The organism is Pseudomonas sp. M1 (assembly GCF_022760135.1).
Taxonomy (GTDB): Bacteria; Pseudomonadota; Gammaproteobacteria; order Pseudomonadales; family Pseudomonadaceae; genus Pseudomonas; species Pseudomonas citronellolis.
The window spans coordinates 4,016,059-4,036,835 of sequence record NZ_CP094343.1 but is presented as its reverse complement, the minus strand read 5'-3'; the positions used below and the strand labels follow the sequence as shown (position 1 = coordinate 4,036,835).

The window sequence follows — 20,777 nt, the reverse complement described above, 5'->3', positions numbered from 1 at the left end:
CAACAACTACGGGACGCCTTGCATGAGCATCGAGATCAAGACGGCCACGGTGGAGCCCATCCGCCAGACCTTCAGCCACACCCGCCGGCGCTTCGGCGACAAGCCGGCCAGCCGCTACCAGGAGGCCAGCTTCGACATCGAGGCGGCGACCAACTTCCACTACCGCCCGCTGTGGCAGCCGGACAAGCTGCTCAACGACCCCACCCGCACTGCCGTGCGCATGGCCGACTGGTACGCCGTCAGTGACCCGCGCCAGTACTACTACGGCGCCTACGTGCAGGCCCGGGCGCGGATGCAGGAGAACGCCGAGCACGACTTTGCCTTCTGCGAGAAGCGCGAACTGCTGGCCCAGCTGCCCGGGGAAAAGCGTGCGCTGATCGCCCAGCTTCTGCTGCCGCTGCGCCACGCCGAACTGGGCGCGAACATGAACAACAGCGGCATTGCCGCCGACGCCTTTGGCACCAGCGTCACCCAGATGCACATGTTCCAGGCCATGGACCGCCTGGCTATCGCCCAGTACCTGTCGCGTATCGGCCTGCTGCTGGAGGACGACGGCCTGGCGCTGCTGGCCGAGGCCAAGCGGTGCTGGCTGGACGAGCCGGCCTGGCAGGGCCTGCGCCGCTACGTGGAGGACACGCTGGTGGTACGCGATTGGTTCGAGTTGAGCCTGGCGCAGAACCTGGTCAGCGACGGCCTGCTGTATCCGCTGCTGTTCGAGCGTTTCGACGCCCAACTGGTGGCCGCCGGGGCGGGACAGGTGGGCATGCTCACCGAGTTCATGCGTCTGTGGTTCGCCGAGAGCCAGCGCTGGGTCGACGCGCTGGTGAAGACGGTGGTCGCCGAGAGCGACGCCAATCGCGCGCTGGTCGAGGGCTGGGTCGCCCACTGGCGCGAGCGCGCCTTGCAGGCCCTGGCGCCGCTGGCCGAGATCGGCCCCGGCCACGAGGCGCTGGACGCCGTCGACGGCGCCTTCGGCGCACGCCTGAAGAAACTCGGCCTCAGTGGAGCAGCAGCATGACTTCCCTCGTCTACATCGCCTTCCAGGACAACGACGCCGCCCGCTACATCGTCGAAGCCATCGTCCAGGACAACCCCCACGCCGAGGTCCAGCACCGGCCGGCGATGATCCGCGTGCAGGCCGAAGGCCGCCTGGACATCCACCGCGCCACGGTGGAGGAGAAGCTCGGTCGCGAGTGGGACGTGCAGGAAATGCTGATCGACGTGATCACCCTCGGTGGCAACGTCGAGGAGGACGAGGACCGCTTCGCCCTGCACTGGAACTGATCCGCACAACGACAAGAATCCGGAGAGAGCCGCCATGGCCGCCAAACGCCTGAACCAGAAAGACAAGTACCGCTGCCTGACCCGCGACCTGGGCTGGGAGCCGAGCTACCAGCGCAAGGAAGACATCTACCCCTACGAGCGCTTCGAGGGGATCAAGATCACCGACTGGGACAAGTGGGAGGACCCCTTCCGCCTGACCATGGACGCCTACTGGAAGTACCAGGCCGAGAAGGAGAAGAAGCTCTACGCCATCTTCGACGCCTTCGCCCAGAACAACGGCCACCAGAACATCTCCGACGCCCGCTACGTCAACGCCCTGAAGCTGTTCCTGTGCGGCGTCACGCCCCTGGAATACCAGGCCTACCAGGGCTTCGCGCGGGTCGGCCGGCACTTCGGCGGGGCAGGGGCGCGGGTCGCCTGCCAGATGCAGGCGATCGACGAGTTGCGCCACGTGCAGACCCAGGTGCACGCGATGAGCCACTACAACAAGCACTTCAACGGCCTGCACGACTTCGCCCACATGCACGACCGCGTGTGGTTCCTCTCAGTGCCCAAGTCGTTCTTCGAGGACGCCCGCACCGCCGGCCCGTTCGAGTTCCTCACGGCCATCTCGTTCTCCTTCGAGTACGTGCTGACCAACCTGCTGTTCGTGCCCTTCATGTCCGGCGCCGCCTACAACGGCGACATGGCCACGGTCACCTTCGGCTTCTCGGCGCAGTCCGACGAGGCGCGGCACATGACCCTGGGCCTGGAGGTGATCAAGTTCCTGCTGGAGCAGCACGAGGACAACGTGCCCATCGTCCAGCGCTGGATCGACAAGTGGTTCTGGCGCGGCTACCGCCTGCTGACCCTGGTCGGGATGATGATGGACTACATGCTGCCGAACAAAGTCATGTCCTGGGCCGAGGCCTGGGAGGTGTACTTCGAGCAGGCCGGCGGCGCGCTGTTCAAGGACCTGGAACGCTATGGCATCCGCCCGCCCAAATACGTCGAGCAGACCGCCATCGGCAAGGAGCACATCAGCCACCAGGCCTGGTCGATCTTCTACCAGTACAGCCAGGCCACCAACTTCCACACCTGGATACCCACCGACGAGGAGCTGGACTGGCTCTCGGCCAAGTACCCGGAGACCTTCGACAAGTACTACCGGCCGCGCTACGAGCACTGGCGCGAACTGCAGGCGCGCGGCGAGCGCTTCTACAACCCGACGCTGCCGATGCTCTGCCAGATCTGCCAGATCCCCCTGGCCTTCACCGAGCCGGACGACGCCACGCGCCTGAGCCACCGCAGCCTGGTGCACGGGGGCGAGCGCTATCACTTCTGCTCCGACGGCTGCTGCGACATCTTCGCCCATGAACCGGAGAAGTACGTGCAGGCCTGGCTGCCGGTGCACCAGATTCTCCAGGGCAACTGCGGCGGCGGCGACGTCGAGGCGGTGGTGCGCGACTACTACAACATCGCCCCCGGGCAGGACAACTTCGAGTACCAGGGCTCCCCCGAGCAACAGCGCTGGCAGGCGCAGAAAGCCGGTTGAAGCACAAGGCGGGCGCGCCCGCCGCGCCCCTCGACAAGAACAAGAGGAACACCACCATGTCCGTGACCGCCATCGGCACCTATATCTCCGAGCCCCTGGACCGCCAGGCCAATTTCCACGGCGCCCAACTGGTCTACCTGTGCTGGGAGCACCACCTGCTGTTCTGCGCGCCCTTCACCCTGCCGGTGGACCCGGCGCAGCCCTTCGCCGAGTTCGTCGAGCAGGTGGTCAAGCCGGCCATCGCCCTGCATCCGGACGCCGCCCGGGTGGACTTCGCCGCCGCCCAGTGGCGCCTGGACGATGCGCCTTTCGCACCCGACCCGGCCCGCGGCCTGGCCGCCAACGGCCTGGGCCACAAGAGCCTGCTGCACCTGCATACCCCGGGCCTGGAAGGCCTGGGCGGCAGCCGTAACTGAGGGCGCCGCCATGAGCTATCAAGTGACCATCGAACCCACCGGCGAGCAGATCGAGGTGGAGGAGGGCCAGACCATCCTCCAGGCCGCCCTGCGCCAGGGCGTGTGGCTGCCCTTCGCCTGCGGCCATGGCACCTGCGCCACCTGCAAATGCCAGGTACTGGAAGGCGAGGTGGACCTGGGCGCCGCCTCGTCCTTCGCGCTGATGGACATGGAGCGCGACGAGGGCAAGGTCCTGGCCTGCTGCGCCATTCCGCAGAGCGACTTGGTGATCGAGGCCGACATCGACGTCGACCCCGACTTTGCCGGCCACCCGGTGCGCGACTACCACGCGGTGGTCAGCCGCCTGGTGGACCTGTCGCCGACCATCAAGGGCGTGCACCTGAAGCTGGACCGGCCCATGGCCTTCCAGGCTGGGCAGTACGTCAACCTGCAACTGCCGGGCATTGAGGGCACCCGTGCCTTTTCCCTGGCCAATCCGCCGAGCCGCCCCGATGAGGTCGAGCTGCATGTGCGCCTGGTCGAGGGCGGCGCCGCCACCGGCTTCATCCACGACGGCCTGCGCGAGGGCGACGCGGTGGAAGTCTCCGGTCCCTACGGGCAGTTCTTCGTGCGCGGCTCCCAGGCCGGCGACCTGATCTTCATCGCCGGCGGCTCGGGACTGTCCAGCCCGCAATCGATGATCCTCGACCTGCTGGAGCAGGGCGATGCCCGGCGCATCACCCTGTTCCAGGGCGCGCGCACCCGCGCCGAGCTGTACAACCGCGAGCTGTTCGAGGAACTGGCCACGCGATACGCCAACTTCACCTATGTGCCGGCGCTCAGCCAGGCCGCCGAGGACGGCCAGTGGAGCGGCTTTCGCGGCTACGTCCACGACGCGGCGAAGAAGCACTTCGATGGTCGCTTCGGCGGCCACAAGGCCTACCTGTGCGGCCCGCCGCCGATGATCGACGCGGCCATCACCTGTCTGATGCAGGGCCGACTGTTCGAGCGCGACATCTTCATGGAGCGTTTCTACAGCGCCGCCGACGGTGCCGCCGAGGGCCAGCGCTCGGCCCTGTTCAAGCGCATCTGAAACCTTGCTGCCCGGCACCTCGCTCCTGCGCGGGGGCCGGGGTGCGCCCGACCGATAACAACAACAAAGGTTGCCCCGATGAAAAAGCCCCTTGCGTACCTGCTCCGCTTCGCCGCCTGCGCCCTGCTGTTCGGCGTCGCCAACCTGTCCCGCGCCACCGAGGGTGGCGGTACTTCCTACCCGTTGGGCGCGGAGAATTACATGTCCGGCGCCATGCCGCCGCCGGGCTTCTACGGCCAACTGTTCGTCAACCACTACGAGGCCGACAACCTTCGTGGCAACGACGGCCGCAAGCTGCCGGTGGACTTCCGCGTGCGCGCCAACGCCATCGTTCCCCGGCTGATCTGGGTGAGCGACTACAGCTTGCTCGGCGGCAGCTTCGCGCTGCACGCGATAGTCCCGCTGGTGGACCTGAAGGTCGACCTCAACGGCCAGTCGCAGCACAACCGCGGCCTGGGCGACATGATCTTCGGCCCGGCGCTGGGCTTCCATCACAGCGAGAAGTTACACAGCATCCTGGCCTTCGACATGATCGCCCCCACCGGCCGCTACGATAAGGACGACCTGGCCAACCCCGGGCGCAATTACTGGGTGTTCGAGCCGGTGTACGCGATGAGCTACGTCGACCCGAACGGGCCGAACCTGGATGCCAAGGTGATGTACGACTTTAACCGCAAGAACCCCGACACCGACTACCGCTCCGGGCAGGAATTCCACGTCGACTACGCGGTGGGCTGGGGCTTCGGCAACGGCTGGGTGGCCGGGGTGGGCGGCTACTATTACCGGCAGACCACCGATGACCGCCAGGACGGCGAGCGCATCGAGGACAACAAGGGCCGCAGCTTCGCCATCGGCCCGTCGCTGAAGTACAGCGGCAAGGACGGCTGGTTCGTCACCGCCAAGTGGTCGAAGGAAACCGACGTGCGCAACCGCGCCCAGGGTGACGCCTATTGGCTGAAACTGACGCTGCCATTCTGAGCGGAGGGGCCCGCCGCCTCACTGCGGCGGGCGCTGGCAGTCCTTGAGCAGGCGCTTGATGGCCTTGTTGACGTTGCGCTTGGCCAGTTCGTCCAGGGAGAACCAGCGGCAGTCGGCGATTTCGTTCTGCGGCTGAGGGTTCTGCGGCTCGGGCAGGGCCGTTTCGAACACGTAGTGGAGGGTCTGGTACAGCTCCAGCGGAGCGAGGTAGGCCATGGCCTCCACCTGCAGACCGGTTTCTTCGGCCAGCTCGCGCTGGGCCGCCTGGCGCGGCGCCTCGTTGGCCTCGATGCGGCCGCCGGGCAGGTTCCATTTGCGCCGAGCCTTGCGCACGAAAAGGATCTTGTCGTCCTGACGGCAGATCACTGTCGCCCGTTCCTTGATCGCACTACCCATGGGCACCCCCTGATACTGCTTGCCACATACATCTGTAATAGCAGACAACGCTTGTCATGAATTTGTCACAAAAAATAAGCAAGAACGGCGCCAGCCGGCGCGGCGCGCAGGATACGCAGGGGGGAAGGCAGCGTTCCATTTGAAACCGCTGATTCGGGCAATGGAAATTTCTGATCGGTCGGCGGGGGATGGGCGGTTTTGGGGCGCGGTGTTCCGGCTTGCGCCGAGGTGCCTTTCGTAGGATGGGTTGAGCTTGCGAAATCCATGTGGTGGCGGTGATGGGTATCGCTTCGCTCAACCCATCCTACGGGAATGACCGAGCGCCGGCCTTGCCGGCGAAATCGCGGATAAATCCCCTACATGGGAATGGCATGGCGCGTAGGAGCGGACTCCGTCCGCGATCAGCACACCGCGATATGCGAGTCCGCCCGCGGTTCGGTGCCGCCGCAGAGCACGCCGGTCTGCGGGTCGCGGACGATGATCTGGCCGCGGCCGTAGTCGGTCAGGTCGCAGGCCACTTCCACCTCGTGGCCGCGGCGGGCCAGGGCGAAGGCGAGGTCGCGCGGGGCGCTCTGCTCTATGCCCACCTTCATCCCGCCCAGCCACTGCCAGCGCGGGGCGTCCAGCGCGGCTTGCGGGTTGAGGCCGAAGTCCACCAGGTTCATCACCACTTGCACGTGACCCTGGGGCTGCATGTAGCCGCCCATCACGCCGAAGGGGCCGACCGCCACGCCGTCTTTGCTGAGGAAGCCGGGGATGATGGTGTGGAAGGTCTGCTTGCCCGGGGCCAGGGCGTTGGCGTGGCCGGGGTCGAGGCTGAATTCCGAGCCGCGGTTCTGCAAGGCGATGCCGCTGTCGGGCAGCACCACGCCGGAGCCGAAGCCGTGGTAGGCGCTCTGGATGAAGGAGACCATGTTGCCTTCGCCGTCGGCGGTAGCGATGTACACGGTGCCGCTGGCGTGCGGGTCGCCGTGTTGCGGCGCCTGGGCGCGCTCGCCGATCTCGGCGCGGCGGCGCGCGGCGTAGTCTTCGCTCAGCAGGGCGCTAGCGGCCACGCGCATGTGCTCGGGGTCGGTGATGTAGTGCAGGCCGTCGGCGTAGGCCTTCTTCATCGCTTCCAGCTGGCGGTGCCAGGTGAGCTGGCTGTCGCGCTGGTCGAAGTCGAAGCCCTGGAGGATGTTCAGCGTCATCAGGGCGATCAGGCCCTGGCCGCTGGGCGGGATTTCCCAGACGTCGTAGCCGCGGTAGTTGGCCTTGATCGGCTCGACCCATTTCGGCCGGTAGCCGGCCAGGTCCGCCGCGCCCAGGTGGCCGCCGCTGGCCGCGGCGTGCGCCGCCAGGCGCTGGGCGATGGCGCCGCGGTAGAAGCTCTCGCACTTGGTCTCGGCCAGTTCGGCCAGCGTCCGCGCCTGGGCCGGGTTGCGGAACAGCTGGCCGGCGCGCGGCGCTTCGCCGTCGAGGGTGAAGGTGTCGAACCAGGTTTCCAGCACCGGTTCAGCGGCGCGGCTGGCCTGGTATTCGCGGCGGGCGATTTCCCACTGGTGAGCCACCACCGGCGACACCGGGAAGCCGTCGCGGGCCAGGGCGATGGCCGGTTGCAGCAGCTCGGCGAAGGGCAGCTTGCCGAAGCGCGCGGACAGCTCGGCCCAGGCCGAGGGAATGCCCGGCACCGTGACCGGCAGCCAGCCGTGCACCGGCATCTTCCCGTGGCCGGCGGCCTTCACCGCGTCGATGGACAGCGAGGCGGGGGCATGGCCGCTGGCGTCCAGGCCGTGCAGCTGGTCCTTGACCCAGACCAGGGCGAAGGCGTCGCCGCCGATGGCGCAGCCGGTGGGCTCGACCACCGTCAGCGCCGCCGCGGTGGCGATGGCCGCGTCGATGGCGTTGCCGCCGGCGCGCAGCATGGCGATGCCGGCTTCGGCGGCCAGCGGCTGCGAGGCGGCGACCATGCCGTTGCGGGCGAAGACGCTCTGGCGCTGGGAGGCGTAGGGGTATTCGTGGGCGGAGAAACGCAGCATGGAGGGCGTCCTTGAATCAGAGTACGCGGCTGAGGAATTCCCGCGTGCGCGGGTGATGGGGGTTGCCGAACACCTGGGCCGGCGGGCCTTCTTCGATGAGCTCGCCCTGGTGCAGCACCACCACGCGGTCGGCCACTTCGCGGGCGAAGCCCATCTCGTGGGTCACCACCACCATGGTCATGCCTTCCTCGGCCAGTTCCTTCATCACCTGCAGCACTTCGCCCACGGTTTCCGGGTCCAGCGCGCTGGTGGGTTCGTCGAAGAGCATCGCCTGGGGCTTCATCGCCAGGGCGCGGGCGATGGCCACGCGCTGCTGCTGGCCGCCGGAGAGCTGCGCCGGGTAGTGCTCGGCCTTGTCCGCCAGGCGCACCCGGGCGAGCAGGCGGCGCGCCTGTTCGAGGGCTTCGCCGCGGGGCACGCCGAGCACCTGCACCGGCGCTTCGATGATGTTCTCCAGCACCGTCATGTGCGGGAACAGGTTGAAGCGCTGGAACACCATGCCGATATCGCGGCGGCGGCGGGCGATGTTGCTTTCCGAGTCGCGCACCCGCTTGCCGTCGGCGCGCTCGCGGTAGCCCATCAGCGCGCCGTTGACGCGGATGCTGCCGCCCTGGATGTCTTCCAGGTGGTTGATGCAGCGGATGAAGGTGGTCTTGCCCGAGCCGGAGGCGCCGATCAGCACCACCACCTCGCCGCGGTGCACGTCCAGGGACACGCCCTTGAGGATCTCCAGTTCGCCGAAGGCCTTGTGCACGTCGCGGGCCTGGATCACCACGTCTTTCGCGGTCGGGATCATCTCAGCGCCCCCTCAGCAGTTTCATGGCCTGCTGGCCGAACATCCGGCTCGGCGCCGCCGGGGTGTTGCCTTCGGACTTGCCGAAGCGTTTCTCCAGCCAGCGCTGGAAGAAGCCCCAGAGGGTGGTCAGCAGCAGGAAGTAGATGGCCACCACCAGGTACAGCTCGAACACGCGGAAGGTCGCCGAGGTGACCATCTGGGTGCTCAGCAGCAGTTCCTGCACGCCGATCACGCTGACCAGGGTGGTGTTCTTCAGCATCACGTTGAACTCGTTGCCCAGCGGCGGGACGATGACGCGGAAGGCCTGGGGCAGGACGATGCGCCGCATCAGCTTGGCGAAGGTCATGCCCAGGGACTTGCCGGCCTCGTACTGGCCCTTGTCCACCGCGCCGATGCCGGCGCGGATGATCTCAGCCATATAGGCGCCCTCGTTGAGGCCCAGGGCGATGATCGCCGCCTGGATGTTGCCGGGCAGGACGAACAGCCCCAGGTCCAGGTCCTCGAAGCGGAACACCCCGCCGGCGGCCAGCGCCGTGTAGAGGAAGACGATCTGCACCAGCAGCGGCGTGCCGCGCATCAGCCATACGTAGAAGCGCACCGGGTATTGCAGCAGCGGGTTGGACGACAGCCGCATCAGCGCCGCCAGCAGCCCGAGCACGCAGCCCAGGAGCATGGCGCTGACGGCGATCACGCAGGTCAGCCAGAGCCCGTACAGGTAGATGTCGCTCGGCTTGAGCAGGTATTGCCAGAACACGTCCCAACTGAAGTTCATGGTCGGTCACCTCGGCTCAGTCGAGCTTGTCGCCTTCGATGTGCCACTTGGCGAGCAGCGCCTGGTAGCTGCCGTCGGCCTGCATGTCCTGGATGATCTGCTGCACCGCCGCGCTGAGCTGCTTGTCTTCCTTGCGGATGCCCAGGCCGGTGAGGATGCGGGCGAAGGCCGGCACGCCGGTCTCGAACAGGTCCGGGGCCATGCCCTGGTAGTAGCCGGCGGTTTCCACGGTGGTGCCGTAGGCGTCGGCCTGCTGGATGCGCAGGGCCTGGAAGGCGTCGGTGTCGGTGTTGTAGACGACGACTTTCATCGGCGCCTTGCCGGCCTGCTGCAGCTTCTCGTTGTGGGCGTCGAGCAGGGTGCGGATGGTCGAGCCGTTGAGCACCGCCACCTTCTTCCCGGACAGGTCGTCGAGGGTGTGGATGCCCTTGGGGTTGCCCTTGGCGACCACCACGGCCTGGCTGGAGTACATGTAGTTGACCATGTCGATCACTTCGCGCCGCTCGGGCTTGTCGAACAGCTGGTCCACCAGCATGTCGCACTGCCGGGCCAGCAGCGCCGGGATCAGCCCGGAGAAGGGCGTCACCCGCCATTCGATCTTCTTGTCGCCCAGGCGCTTGGCGATGGCCTCGCCGAGGTCGACGGTGACCCCGGTGAGCTTCTGCGAGGCGTCGTAGAAGCCCATGGGCGGGGAGTCCATGCCGCCGCAGAACACCACCTTGTCGGCGGTTTTCAGGCGGTCGGGGATTTTCACCGCGTCGGCGTGGGCCAGCGGGGCGGCCAGGCAGAGGGCGAGAAGGCATTGCGGGATCCTGCGTACGAACATGTTCAGCTCCAGTGGGCGAGGTTGCCGGGGCAGTTCAACGGGACAGGCGATGCGTGGGTCTCAGGCGCCCTTTGCTTCGAGGAACTTCAGCAGCGAGGGCACCGTGCCCTCGATGTGCTCGCAGAGAACCCGCTCGGCTTCGCGGGCGTCGCCGCTGCGCAGGGCGTCGAGGATCACCGCGTGCTCCTCGCGGGCGCTCATGGGCTTGTCGACGTGCTGCAGCCACAGGCGCATGTGCGGCTCGATCACCGAGTACAGGGCGTTGATCTGGCGCAGCAGGCGCGGGCGCTCGGCGAGGCTGCAGAGGTATTCGTGGAAGACGCGGTGGCGGCTGACCCACTCGGTGCTGTCGTCGCGGTAGTCGTCCATCTCGTCGAGCAGGCGTTCCAGGCGCGCCAGCTGGCGTTCGCCCAGCTTCGGCACGGCGAGGCGGATGGCCAGGCCTTCCAGGGCGCTGCGCATCTCGAAGACTTCGCGCATCTCCTCGATGTTCAGCCCGCTGACGATGGCGCCGCGGTTCGGCCGCAGCGTCACCAGGCCCTCGGCGGCCAGGCGGCGGAAGGCTTCGCGCACCGGCATGCGGCTCATGCCGATGTCGTTGGCGATGTCTTCGGCGATCAGGCGGTCGCCGGTGCGGTACTGGCCCTTGCAGATGGCGTCCAGCAGGTAGCTGTAGGCCTCTTCCTCGGCGGTCACGGGTTGGCGGTCGTAGTTGGGTACCAGGCGCATGGGGCGCTCCTTTTGGATTTTTGTATCCAATTATCCATAAGTGCAATTAAGCAGATGCCGTGCCAGGATCGGTGATCGAGACACAAGCCGTTGATTCGCTGGCGATTTGGTTGGGATGGGGGCGGGCGGCGGGGGCTGGGTGGGCATCGAACGGTAACGTCCGGCGCTCGTCGTGCGTCATGTTGATGCACGGCGGGCACTTTTGTAACGCGGGCGGACGTTCGTCAGGGCGGCGCCGGGGATGTGCCGTGGCCGCGGCGGCGTGCGTCGATGCCTGGGTTGGCACTGTCAGCTCCGCTTCGCCCCGCGACAACCGGTCTCAGCCGAAAGAATGGTCGTGATGCCCATCCTTGACGCTTCGCTCGGCGCCTGGTCAGCTTGGCGCGGGCGCTTCGGGGGTGCTTGCTGGTTCGTTGGCGCTTGCAATTTGACGGCTGTGTTCCAAGCTAGGTCAGGGCATCGCTTTCTGTTAAGGTTCGCGGATTCGATGGCGCGCACAGCGCCGGATTCCACTCTAGTTATGCATGAGGTGCTGTGTGATCAAGGTGCTGGTGGTCGATGACCACGATCTGGTGCGCACCGGAATTACCCGCATGCTGGCCGACATCGAGGGCCTGCAGGTGGTGGGCCAGGCCGAATCCGGCGAGGACGCCCTGCGCCTGGCCCGGGAACTCAAGCCCGACGTCGTCCTGATGGACGTGAAGATGCCCGGCATCGGCGGCCTCGAAGCCACCCGCAAGCTGATGCGCAGCCAGCCGGACGTGCGCGTGCTGGCCGTGACCGTCTGCGAGGAAGACCCGTTCCCCACCCGCCTCATGCAGGCCGGCGCCTCCGGCTACCTGACCAAGGGCGCGGCGCTTGAGGAAATGGTCCAGGCCATCCGCCAGGTCTTCGCCGGGCAGCGCTACATCAGCCCGCAGATCGCCCAGAGCCTGGCGCTGAAGTCCTTCGAGCCGGAGAAGGGCGGTTCGCCGTTCGACTCGCTGTCCGAGCGCGAAATCCAGATCGCCCTGATGATCGCCAACTGCCACAAGGTGCAGAGCATCTCCGACAAGCTCTGCCTGTCGCCCAAGACGGTGAACACCTACCGCTACCGCATCTACGAGAAGCTCTCCATCACCAGCGACGTCGAGCTGGCGCTGCTGGCGGTGCGCCACGGCATGGTGGATGCCAGCAACTAGATGAGCGCGGTGTTCGATCCGGCGGCCTTCCTCGCCACCTGCAGCGGCCGCCCCGGTGTCTACCGGATGTTCGATGCGGACGCCAAGCTGCTCTACGTCGGCAAGGCGAAGAACCTCAAGAAGCGCCTGGCCAGCTACTTCCGCAAGACCGGCCTGGCGCCGAAGACCGCCGCCCTGGTGGCGCGCATCGCCCAGGTCGAGACCACCATCACCGCCAACGAGACCGAGGCGCTGCTGCTGGAGCAGACGCTGATCAAGGAATGGCGGCCGCCGTACAACATCCTCCTGCGCGACGACAAGTCCTACCCCTACGTCTACCTGTCCAGCGAGGACGAATACCCGCGCCTGGCCCTGCACCGCGGCGCCAAGAAGGCCAAGGGCCGCTACTTCGGGCCCTACCCGAGCGCCGGCGCCATCCGCGAGAGCCTGGCCCTGCTGCAGAAGGCCTTCCTGGTGCGGCAGTGCGAGGACAGCTACTTCCGCAACCGCACCCGGCCCTGCCTGCAGTACCAGATCAAGCGCTGCAAAGGACCCTGCGTCGGTCTGGTCGGCCCCGAGGAATACGCCCAGGACGTGCGCCACTCGGTGATGTTCCTCGAAGGCCGCAGCAACCAGCTGGCCGATGAGCTGAGCGCCGACATGGAGCAGGCGGCCATGCGCCTGGAGTTCGAGCGCGCCGCCGAGCTGCGCGACCAGGTGGCCATCCTGCGCCGCGTGCAGGACCAGCAGAGCATGGAGGGCGGCAACGGCGACGTCGACGTCATCGCCGCCATGGTCAACCCCGGCGGCGCCTGCGTGCACCTGATCAGCGTGCGCGGCGGGCGCGTGCTGGGCAGCAAGAACTTCTTCCCCCAGGTGGGCATAGAAGAGGAGGTCGACGAGGTGCTGCTGGCCTTCCTCGGCCAGTACTACCTGAGCCACCACGAGCGCGAGCTGCCGGCTGAACTGATCGTCAACGCCGTGCACGAGGACTTCCCGGTGCTGATCGAGGCCATCGCCAGCGCCCGTGGCCGCGAACTGGAGATCAGCCACCGGGTGCGCGGCACCCGCGCGCGCTGGCAGCAGCTGGCGATCACCAACGCCGAGCAGGCCCTGGCCGCGCGCCTGGCCAACCGCCAGCACGTCGCCGCGCGCTTCGAGGCCCTGGCCGAGGCGCTGGACCTGGACGAGCCGCCGCAACGCCTGGAGTGCTTCGACATCAGCCATTCCAGTGGCGAGGCCACGGTGGCCTCCTGCGTGGTGTTCGGCCCCGAGGGGCCGCTGAAGTCCGACTACCGCCGCTTCAACATCGAGGGCATCACCGGCGGCGACGACTACGCCGCCATGCACCAGGCCCTGACGCGGCGCTTCAGCCGCCTGAAGGAGGGGGAGGGCAAGATGCCCGACATCCTCCTGGTGGACGGCGGCAAGGGCCAACTGGCCATGGCCCGGGAAGTGCTCCAGGAGCTGGCGGTGAGCGGGCTGATCCTGCTCGGCGTGGCCAAGGGCGTGACGCGCAAGCCGGGCCTGGAGACCCTCTACCTCAACGATGCCGAGCACGAATTCACCCTGCCGGCGAATTCCCCGGCGCTGCACCTGATCCAGCAGATCCGCGACGAATCGCACCGCTTCGCCATCACCGGCCACCGCGCCCGTCGCGGCAAGGCCCGGCGCACCTCGACCCTGGAAGAGGTGCCTGGGGTAGGGCCCAAGCGCCGCCGCGAGCTGCTCAAGCATTTCGGTGGGTTGCAGGAACTGGGCCGCGCCAGTATCGATGAGATCGCCAAGGCCCCAGGCATCAGCAAAAAGCTGGCCGAGCAGATTTATGCTGCCCTGCACAGCGAGTAGAATGCCGGGCTCAACTCACCGGCCAGTGGTCCCGATGAATATTCCGAACCTGCTCACACTGCTACGCGTCCTGCTCATCCCGATCTTCATCCTGCTGTTCTACATGCCGTTCCCGGGCAGCCACCTGGCCTCCAGCGCGGTATTCGCCCTGGCCGCAGCGACCGACTGGCTGGATGGTTATCTGGCGCGCAAACTGGGCCAGAGCACGCCCTTCGGCGCCTTCCTCGACCCGGTGGCGGACAAGCTGATGGTGGCGGTGGCGCTGGTGCTGCTGGTGGAAGAGCACGCCAACCTCTGGCTGACGCTGCCGGCGGTGATCATCATCGGCCGCGAGATCGTGGTCTCGGCGCTGCGCGAATGGATGGCCGAACTGGGCGCCCGCGCCCACGTCGCGGTATCCAACCTGGGCAAGTGGAAGACCGCCGCGCAGATGGCCGCGCTGGTGATCCTGCTGGCCAACGCCCCGGTGTTCACCTTCTGGGTGCTGCTGGGCTACGGGCTGCTGATCGTCGCCGCGGCCCTGACGCTGTGGTCCATGCTGCACTACCTGCTGGCCGCCTGGCCGCACCTGAGCACCACCCCGAAAGAGAAATAACTTTTTTTGAATCAAAGGGTTGACGAGGCTCCAGAAAAAGATAGAATGGCGCCCGTCAACACGACGCGGGAATAGCTCAGTTGGTAGAGCACGACCTTGCCAAGGTCGGGGTCGCGAGTTCGAGTCTCGTTTCCCGCTCCAATTTTCGGTTTACGGAAGTCCATAGTCATCTATAGAACTCCGTAACTGGTTGAAACTAGGGACCTTTGGTCCCTTTTTTCGTCCATTGACTTCCACTGCCGTTCACTGCCAGCCACGATTTTTTAGTACATCAACTAGTACATCAATCGGGGTAGGTTGCGGAGCGGTTTCTTGGTGGAAGCTCCCCATCGAAAAGGGTCATCTCCTCTCATCAGCCTGACGAGACTGGAGATGCACCATGCCTTTAACGGACACCGCAGTCCGGCAAGCCAAGCCTTCCGGTAAACCCTATGTGCTCAACGATCTGGATGGGCTCGCGCTCTTCGTGAGTGCCAAGGGCTCAAAAAGTTGGCACTTCCGCTTTTCTTGGTTCGGCAAGCAGCAGCGGCTCTCTCTTGGCAGTTACCCGGAAATCAGCCTCAGGGAGGCCCGGGGGCAGCGTGACACCGCTCGCAGTTGGCTTGCCAAAGGGATCGATCCCCGCGTCCAGCGGCGGCATGAGCGCATGCTGGCGCAACATGCCTCTGACAACACCTTTGAAACACTCTTCATGCGCTGGCGTGCCTTCCGTGCCCTCACGCTTAAGGAGGGGCGCCAGAGTACCCTCAGCCAGATTGACCGAATCTTCAAGAAGGATGTTCTTCCGTCGCTGAGGCATCGCGTCATCACGGAGATAACACGGCACGACCTGTTGGACGTGTTGCGTGGTATCGAGCGGCGCGGGGCAATGACCGCGGCCGAAAAGGTCCGGGGCTGGCTCAACAAGTTTTTCCGCTATGCCATGGTTGAGGCCGGGTTGGACAGGAATCCTGCGAGTGATTTGGACATTGTGGCCATGCCCAAACCACCTGTAACGCATAATCCGCATCTGACAATGAAGCGGTTGCCAGCGTTTCTGAGCAAATTGAACAGTTACAAAGGGGAGCCGAAAACCCGCAAAGGATTGCGCCTGCTGCTGTTGACCGGGGTAAGGACAGGGGAGCTGAGGAAAGCTGTACCGGAACAATTTGATCTCAAGCGTGGCCTTTGGAGCATCCCGCCGGAAAATGTAAAGCAGTTGCAGCGGCGTGCAAGCAAGGATGTACGGGAGATTCCGCCGTATATCGTTCCCTTGTCACAGCAGGCCTTGGCGATCGTCACGGACCTGATTGCTGAAATGTTGCCGGCTCAGCGGTACCTGTTGGCCCATCGGAGCGATCCGAAGCGGGGTATCAGTGAGAACACGCTGAATAACGCGTTGCATCGCATGGGCTTTCAGAATGAGCTCACTGGCCACGGCATTCGCGGCACGATTTCCACGGCTCTCAACGAGTTGGGTTATCCCGGAGAATGGATTGAGGCGCAGCTGTCCCATGCCGATAAGAATCCAGTGCGTAAAGCCTACAACCATGCCCAGTATGTCGAGCAGAGGCGGGCGATGATGCAGAAATGGGCAAACCTAGTTGACCAGTGGGATGCCGGGATACACGCCACCGAATCTATCCTGTGGCGGTCGCAATATTTGCCTCGGAACGATAGCTTGCCTTCCTATCCGCCTTCAGCGCTTATGTCGAACGGACTCGCTTAGCGCCAGCAATCATCGAAGGAGGGAGCAAAGCCCCTCCTTCGTATGCCCTTGTTCCACCATGCCCATGAGAGGCCGTACCAAACCGGTCCTTGTTCTCAGAGCCGGTCGGCACGCACGATGGCAGGACCGAAGAACACCACTTTGCGTAGAGCTGCGCCAGGCCCGTAGTGCTGCATCTTGAAATAGGGGCGGCGCCAATGGCTGGAGACCTCCCGTCCGCCGCTGGCTGTCGTCTTGGTCTCCGGTTCCTCGTCGAGGATGGCCGGGCCAACGATATGGCGATCGTACAAGTGGTCAACTTGTACCTGGTACGCCTCACGTTTTCGGCGTCCCAGGCCAGAGGGGAGGCTCTTGGCGGCTTGGGTACGGGCGAGGTCTCGAGTGACATGCGCATCACGTACGGCCATGTACAGGAGCATTTTGATGGCGTAGTCGAGTGAATTGCGCCAGTGTTGGCGGATCTGGTCGTCACCTGGCTGAGGGGTTTGGAACGCCTCGTCTAGCAAGTCGCGGATGGTACGGTCCGATTCTTCGGTGGAAAGTGTCAGAACGTCCATCACGACGCTGCGCTCCGTATCTGGACGGTGTGCCCAGGTGACGAAACACAATGAATGAGCCTGCTTGAACAAGACGATGCTCTCGTAGCCACCGGTCTTCCAGCGAGAGGGTTCAGGAATAATGCAGAGTGTGTCGGTGGGAAGTTGAACCACCCCAATGGGGACGTTATCGGCGATATATGTGCTGTCGAGCAATCGATGCAAGGCGGCACTGGGTTCGTAGAATATGCCCTCACGTGCATCGAATGCTTGCCAAACGGCACTATGTGAGGCGTGTAGTGACAACTCGTTGGCAGAGTGGGGCGCCGCTCCATCGGGATGCAACGTCAGGGTCATCTGGTTGAGGGATGTGATAACTCGTTTGAGAGGGGCGTGAACCAGTGCTGCCGAAATCGATAAGTCGGCGAGCGTGGCATCCACCTGTTGGTGGAAGTTGCGCCAGGCCGAGAGGGCGCCGGTTAATCGATAACGTACGGGAGCAGGGAGACGCGCGTACTTTGCCTGATTGGTTTGGATGCTCTTCTCAATGGCGTCGAGCAAGGAGCGACGGAGTACGGTGAAGGACTGAAGAGTCGAATCTTCTACTGGCTCGGCCGATTCGACCAAGGGGCGCCGCTTGCGGTGCTTGATATAGCGGACGACGAAGGACTTGTCGTGAGCAACATCGATTTGCAGGTGGCCAGGCCGTAGTGGGCGAATACCTGTCCATACAAACTCAAGGCGGGTGCCACCCTTCAATTCCATGGCGATGCCTGGGCGGATGGGCGATAGGCGCAGCCAGTCGATCAGGCTGGATCGCACGGCACTCCAGATGTCCTCGGCAACGCGCGCTATCTCCGCTTCGTCATTTGCCTGCAAGGTTCCCACCGACAGCCAGAGAGATACGCCAGGCAGTAACTCCGAGCAGATCACCGGCTTGCCACCTAGCGCCAATGAGGCACGCAATACCAACGTCAGTAGCTCGAATGTGTCGCGCTTGGCGCCTCCGCTGATGCGGAGGCGCGCTCCTTCTCGAAAGGACAGTGGAGCGGCAGTGGTGGTTAGGTCCTTGGGCGCGGGACTTGGCACCTCAGCTTGCTCTTTCATTTTTTTAACACCATGCCTAAGGCTTGGGTTGATTGGGGTGACTGGCAATGAAGTCGTCCAACGCTCTCTGATCCTCCTCGGCTTGCTTGCGAGAGATTGGGAGAGGTGCGCTGGGTGGCGGCGGTGGTGACGATATGAGGGCGTCGGGGCGGAATCGAATGTTGCCTACTACAGCATCCCAGACTTCGAAGAATTCTGCTTCGGTTGGACCATCTGGCGTGTCCTCAGGTCTGGGGAAACCACCTGCAGGAGATGGGATGTAGGTAGTCAGGAACCTTGGCGTTCCCGAACTAAGCTCGATTTTTGGCAGCAACGATGGACTGCCTTGCCCTGGATATCCCCAAGTGGCTCCTATGAATGTTTCATATTTATCGACTCCAGTATTCTCGACACTACCAGCAACCAATTCCTCGCCGGGTAGCTCTCCCACCTGACGTATTGCTTTACGAAACAGATGCTCTTCAAAGGTATCGCCTGGCTTTAGAAAAGCAGCGATATAAGCCTCAGCCTCGCCTCGTGACTCGAGCTCACGCTGGAACAATGAAGTGGCAGGCGCGGAGACCTTGGTGTGTCGTATCGTTATGCCTATGTTGCGGGGAAGGGAAAAGCTCCAACTGACCTGTTCGCTTTCATTGAAGTCGTAGTAACCCGACACGAAGGCACCGTTCAGGCATAGTCCCGGTTGTAGGGGCGTTTCATCGGGCTTACGGGCATGCAGGCGGGGTAACAGGTCGGTGATACCTTGCTTGCCGTTGAGTACGGGGCCTAGTTTGAATAGCGTGCCAGCGTCCCAGTAGTAACCTTCGGCAGTATGGAAAATTCGTTTGATGACGGTTTCGTCATCGTCAGCCAAGCCATCTACTGTTTCATGCTGATAAGCAAAAACAAATCCCCTTTCCAAGTTTCCAAAACTTTCGGAAGGACTTCGATATGGGTTGCCGTAGTCGTCTTTTTTTGTTTCGCGGACTTCCTTCCAGCGCTGTTCCACCAGATCTTGAAACTGTTCGAGGCTGGTATCCGTCACGACAGATAATTTGATATTACCGATGGTTGCTCCACTGGCATTGGGCTCCCAAGCGCTACCCTCGGGCAGGTCGATCAGCAGGCGACCCACGCAGTGGGTACGCATGTTCTGGGTCAGAACGGTCATCTCATGGCTCCGGTCGGGATGGGTCAGGCGCCATTGGCGCCAGCCATAGGTGCAGGCGGCGAATAGGACTACTGTCGCTACCAGGATAAGGAGGAGAGGTTTACGGCTCATTGTGAGGGTAATTCCTGTGCTCTGGCGCCGATACTCAGCACGCAATAGAGCGTGAGGCGCTGGACCCTTGTGTCGTCATAGGAGTCTTGGTGTTCGTACCCCCGCATACGGGCGGAGAAAACTGCATGCTTGCCCGCATCCTCGGCCGAATGGGCCGGTACGGTGGCATCGCCGCCCTGGTCCGGGCCTTGCAATTCAGCTGAATAGCTATCGCCGCGAGTGTCGTGGATCACGCCTACACCATGCTGATTGATCCACTGCTTCTCGCTATGGTCGTTGACCAACCAGACGCGCCCTTCGTGATTGTCTGCTGTCAATCTTAGGGTGCTGGCTTGTTTGGGGGCAGGAGGGAGTACTCTCGTTCCAGGACGCCCCTGTACCTGGGAGGAGATGAATCCACCTGTCAAATCCCAGGTGACGCGACGGAAAGACGGGTAGTCCGCATCTGCGCCGTAATGCACGTAGCTATTGGGATGGTAGTAATCGCCTAGTTCCATATGGAAGGACTTTGCCTTCTTGAGCATGCTCTCGTAGTTGCTCCATCCTTCACTGCTTTTCTTCTCATCGCTCTCGCTTGGATCGACCCACGCGGGGTCCATCAAGCGCCACCATGCCCGCTTCTTCATATAGATCTGCGTGTAAGGATCGACGCCATTGGGGGTGGGATTCGGCAACTGAAACACCGCCTTGCCATTGCAAGTCACCCGTAGCCAACCCGCGCCATAGCGCTGACTGGGTAGTAGCTCCAGTGGGCCGGCGGCATTGGCGAAAACCGGCATGATCTTGCGCCCGGTACCACCGAGGCCGAGAGCGCCTTTCCAATCCTCCCAGCCTGCGCGGACCCGTCGGTAAGCGGTGGCCGCACCTGTGGCCGGTTGTACGCCATGCACGACGCCCTGGATCAGCTCCGGATAGCGCTTGGCGCACAGGCGTGCTACCAACCCGCCCATGGAGTGGGTGACCAGAATTACTCCGTGCCGGCACTTGACGCGCATGTCCCGTTGACAGCGTTCAAGGATGGCGCGGATGCGTTCGGCTAGATAGGCGGCGGCTTGGGCATTGGAGTTCAGCCAGTTGTAGCCCACCGCATAGACTGGGTAACGAAACTCTGCCGCTTGTCGCAGGCTCTTCAGGTCCAACGGCACGTACCCCTCGAGTTCTCCCCAAGAGGCGGGATCGCGGGGCATTGTGCCCTGGATACCTGGGTAGGGCTGGCCCTGGGGCGTGAGGATGTAGCGCAGTTGCGCTTCGAGAAAGTTGAGGATGCCGCCATATGAGTTGAGCATCACCGAACCCCAGCCACGCTGCAGGGCCTCCTCGACATAGAGCGTGGAGCTGTACTTAGCGACGGTTTCACGATCAGCATCCTCGGGGGTTGAGAATGCACGGGTTTCTGCAGGCGACAAGACTATTTTTCGTTCTTCGGGAGAAAGGGCGCGATAACTTTTGCCCATCCCTACGACCCACCACTTTTTGTCTGGAAACCATGCCCAACGGCTCTCTTGCACCATGCCAAGGTTTTCCCCTGTCGCCAGCAACGGGCTGCCCATGATGCCCGGTACGAACACGATGGGAATGGCCTGATCCGGGGGGACTTCTACCTCCACGCGCTGGGTGTTGGAGGACGGTGTCATGCTAACTCTGGCCCTTACCCGGCCATCCGGGCCAATTTCCGTTGGAATAGGGCGAGTGGTGTCGGTCATGGGTGAATTCCTTTCCCTAACATTCAAGGCTCGATCGC

The 20,777-nt window shown here is 64.1% G+C and carries 18 protein-coding genes, 1 tRNA gene and 1 pseudogene; 11 read left to right on the top strand and 9 right to left on the bottom strand.

Annotated features, from left to right (window positions below):
• Positions 1-22: 22 nt before the first annotated feature.
• The 6 genes from PM1_RS17845 (at position 23) to PM1_RS17820 (ending at position 5,284) form a co-directional block, all read left to right on the top strand.
• The gene (locus PM1_RS17845) at positions 23-1,018 is read left to right on the top strand and encodes an aromatic/alkene monooxygenase hydroxylase subunit beta (protein WP_009619655.1); all 996 of its coding nucleotides are present in this window, start codon (positions 23-25) and stop codon (positions 1,016-1,018) included.
• A complete protein-coding gene (locus PM1_RS17840; RefSeq protein WP_009619657.1) occupies positions 1,015-1,284 on the top strand; it encodes an MmoB/DmpM family protein in 270 nt (89 codons plus the stop codon). The genes PM1_RS17845 and PM1_RS17840 overlap by 4 nt, the downstream gene beginning before the upstream one ends.
• 34 nt (positions 1,285-1,318) lie before the next feature.
• Positions 1,319-2,818 carry an aromatic/alkene/methane monooxygenase hydroxylase/oxygenase subunit alpha gene (locus PM1_RS17835; RefSeq protein WP_009619659.1) on the top strand — a complete coding sequence of 500 codons (1,500 nt, stop codon included), beginning with the start codon at positions 1,319-1,321 and terminating at the stop codon, positions 2,816-2,818.
• A 56-nt stretch (positions 2,819-2,874) separates the two neighbouring features.
• Positions 2,875-3,234 carry a phenol hydroxylase subunit P4 gene (locus tag PM1_RS17830; RefSeq protein WP_009619661.1) on the top strand — a complete coding sequence of 120 codons (360 nt, stop codon included), beginning with the start codon at positions 2,875-2,877 and terminating at the stop codon, positions 3,232-3,234.
• Positions 3,235-3,244: 10 nt separating this feature from the next.
• Positions 3,245-4,306, top strand: coding sequence for an NADH:ubiquinone reductase (Na(+)-transporting) subunit F (locus PM1_RS17825; RefSeq protein ID WP_009619663.1), 1,062 nt, complete (start codon positions 3,245-3,247; stop codon positions 4,304-4,306).
• Between the two features lie 78 nt (positions 4,307-4,384).
• Positions 4,385-5,284, top strand: a complete 900-nt coding sequence (locus tag PM1_RS17820) for a SphA family protein (RefSeq protein ID WP_009619665.1) — start codon at positions 4,385-4,387, stop codon at positions 5,282-5,284.
• A gap of 18 nt (positions 5,285-5,302) precedes the next feature.
• Here PM1_RS17820 and PM1_RS17815 read toward each other — a convergent pair whose 3' ends face one another.
• From PM1_RS17815 to PM1_RS17790, 6 genes are all read right to left on the bottom strand, one after another.
• A complete protein-coding gene (locus tag PM1_RS17815; protein ID WP_009619666.1) occupies positions 5,303-5,680 on the bottom strand; it encodes an NUDIX hydrolase in 378 nt (125 codons plus the stop codon).
• A gap of 401 nt (positions 5,681-6,081) precedes the next feature.
• Positions 6,082-7,698 carry a gamma-glutamyltransferase family protein gene (locus PM1_RS17810; RefSeq protein ID WP_009619667.1) on the bottom strand — a complete coding sequence of 539 codons (1,617 nt, stop codon included), beginning with the start codon at positions 7,696-7,698 and terminating at the stop codon, positions 6,082-6,084.
• Between the two features lie 16 nt (positions 7,699-7,714).
• Positions 7,715-8,494, bottom strand: coding sequence for an amino acid ABC transporter ATP-binding protein (locus PM1_RS17805; protein WP_009619668.1), 780 nt, complete (start codon positions 8,492-8,494; stop codon positions 7,715-7,717).
• A 1-nt stretch (position 8,495) separates the two neighbouring features.
• Complete coding sequence (locus PM1_RS17800; protein ID WP_009619669.1) at positions 8,496-9,266, bottom strand: amino acid ABC transporter permease; 771 nt, start codon at positions 9,264-9,266, stop codon at positions 8,496-8,498.
• A gap of 16 nt (positions 9,267-9,282) precedes the next feature.
• Complete coding sequence (locus PM1_RS17795) at positions 9,283-10,092, bottom strand: ABC transporter substrate-binding protein (protein ID WP_009619670.1); 810 nt, start codon at positions 10,090-10,092, stop codon at positions 9,283-9,285.
• A gap of 60 nt (positions 10,093-10,152) precedes the next feature.
• A complete protein-coding gene (locus PM1_RS17790; RefSeq protein WP_009619671.1) occupies positions 10,153-10,821 on the bottom strand; it encodes a GntR family transcriptional regulator in 669 nt (222 codons plus the stop codon).
• 536 nt (positions 10,822-11,357) lie between these two features.
• Between PM1_RS17790 and gacA the strand changes: the two genes are divergently transcribed.
• The 5 genes and pseudogenes from gacA to PM1_RS17765 form a co-directional block, all read left to right on the top strand.
• Positions 11,358-12,002 carry a response regulator transcription factor GacA gene (gene gacA / locus PM1_RS17785; RefSeq protein WP_009619673.1) on the top strand — a complete coding sequence of 215 codons (645 nt, stop codon included), beginning with the start codon at positions 11,358-11,360 and terminating at the stop codon, positions 12,000-12,002.
• Positions 12,003-13,829 (top strand): excinuclease ABC subunit UvrC, encoded by a 1,827-nt coding sequence (uvrC, locus tag PM1_RS17780; RefSeq protein ID WP_009619676.1) that lies wholly within the window; start codon positions 12,003-12,005, stop codon positions 13,827-13,829.
• Positions 13,830-13,863: 34 nt separating this feature from the next.
• Positions 13,864-14,424 carry a CDP-diacylglycerol--glycerol-3-phosphate 3-phosphatidyltransferase gene (gene pgsA / locus PM1_RS17775; RefSeq protein WP_009619678.1) on the top strand — a complete coding sequence of 187 codons (561 nt, stop codon included), beginning with the start codon at positions 13,864-13,866 and terminating at the stop codon, positions 14,422-14,424.
• Positions 14,425-14,489: 65 nt separating this feature from the next.
• Positions 14,490-14,565 (top strand) — tRNA-Gly (locus PM1_RS17770).
• 238 nt (positions 14,566-14,803) lie between these two features.
• Positions 14,804-16,021: pseudogene (locus PM1_RS17765) on the top strand (tyrosine-type recombinase/integrase); the annotation flags it as partial.
• Between the two features lie 206 nt (positions 16,022-16,227).
• On the opposite strand, the gene PM1_RS17760 reads toward PM1_RS17765, so the two are convergent.
• From PM1_RS17760 to PM1_RS17750, 3 genes are all read right to left on the bottom strand, one after another.
• On the bottom strand, positions 16,228-17,775 hold the full coding sequence (locus PM1_RS17760) for a hypothetical protein (protein ID WP_024128352.1): 1,548 nt from the start codon (positions 17,773-17,775) through the stop codon (positions 16,228-16,230).
• 16 nt (positions 17,776-17,791) lie between these two features.
• The gene (locus PM1_RS17755) at positions 17,792-18,925 is read right to left on the bottom strand and encodes a T6SS immunity protein Tli4 family protein (RefSeq protein ID WP_009619685.1); all 1,134 of its coding nucleotides are present in this window, start codon (positions 18,923-18,925) and stop codon (positions 17,792-17,794) included.
• A 107-nt stretch (positions 18,926-19,032) separates the two neighbouring features.
• Positions 19,033-20,739: an esterase/lipase family protein gene (locus PM1_RS17750; protein WP_009619687.1), complete on the bottom strand. Its 1,707-nt coding sequence runs from the start codon at positions 20,737-20,739 to the stop codon at positions 19,033-19,035.
• Positions 20,740-20,777: the final 38 nt, after the last annotated feature.

Bases quoted from the DNA above. Each gene is read 5' to 3' on its own strand.
- PM1_RS17845 (WP_009619655.1), top strand. From the start codon at position 23: ATGAGCATCGAGATCAAGACGGCCACGGTGGAGCCCATCCGCCAGACC.
- PM1_RS17840 (WP_009619657.1), top strand. From the start codon at position 1,015: ATGACTTCCCTCGTCTACATCGCCTTCCAGGACAACGACGCCGCCCGC.
- PM1_RS17835 (WP_009619659.1), top strand. From the start codon at position 1,319: ATGGCCGCCAAACGCCTGAACCAGAAAGACAAGTACCGCTGCCTGACC.
- PM1_RS17830 (WP_009619661.1), top strand. From the start codon at position 2,875: ATGTCCGTGACCGCCATCGGCACCTATATCTCCGAGCCCCTGGACCGC.
- PM1_RS17825 (WP_009619663.1), top strand. From the start codon at position 3,245: ATGAGCTATCAAGTGACCATCGAACCCACCGGCGAGCAGATCGAGGTG.
- PM1_RS17820 (WP_009619665.1), top strand. From the start codon at position 4,385: ATGAAAAAGCCCCTTGCGTACCTGCTCCGCTTCGCCGCCTGCGCCCTG.
- PM1_RS17815 (WP_009619666.1), bottom strand. From the start codon at position 5,680: ATGGGTAGTGCGATCAAGGAACGGGCGACAGTGATCTGCCGTCAGGAC.
- PM1_RS17810 (WP_009619667.1), bottom strand. From the start codon at position 7,698: ATGCTGCGTTTCTCCGCCCACGAATACCCCTACGCCTCCCAGCGCCAG.
- PM1_RS17805 (WP_009619668.1), bottom strand. From the start codon at position 8,494: ATGATCCCGACCGCGAAAGACGTGGTGATCCAGGCCCGCGACGTGCAC.
- PM1_RS17800 (WP_009619669.1), bottom strand. From the start codon at position 9,266: ATGAACTTCAGTTGGGACGTGTTCTGGCAATACCTGCTCAAGCCGAGC.
- PM1_RS17795 (WP_009619670.1), bottom strand. From the start codon at position 10,092: ATGTTCGTACGCAGGATCCCGCAATGCCTTCTCGCCCTCTGCCTGGCC.
- PM1_RS17790 (WP_009619671.1), bottom strand. From the start codon at position 10,821: ATGCGCCTGGTACCCAACTACGACCGCCAACCCGTGACCGCCGAGGAA.
- uvrC (WP_009619676.1), top strand. From the start codon at position 12,003: ATGAGCGCGGTGTTCGATCCGGCGGCCTTCCTCGCCACCTGCAGCGGC.
- pgsA (WP_009619678.1), top strand. From the start codon at position 13,864: ATGAATATTCCGAACCTGCTCACACTGCTACGCGTCCTGCTCATCCCG.
- PM1_RS17760 (WP_024128352.1), bottom strand. From the start codon at position 17,775: ATGAAAGAGCAAGCTGAGGTGCCAAGTCCCGCGCCCAAGGACCTAACC.
- PM1_RS17755 (WP_009619685.1), bottom strand. From the start codon at position 18,925: ATGACCGTTCTGACCCAGAACATGCGTACCCACTGCGTGGGTCGCCTG.
- PM1_RS17750 (WP_009619687.1), bottom strand. From the start codon at position 20,739: ATGACCGACACCACTCGCCCTATTCCAACGGAAATTGGCCCGGATGGC.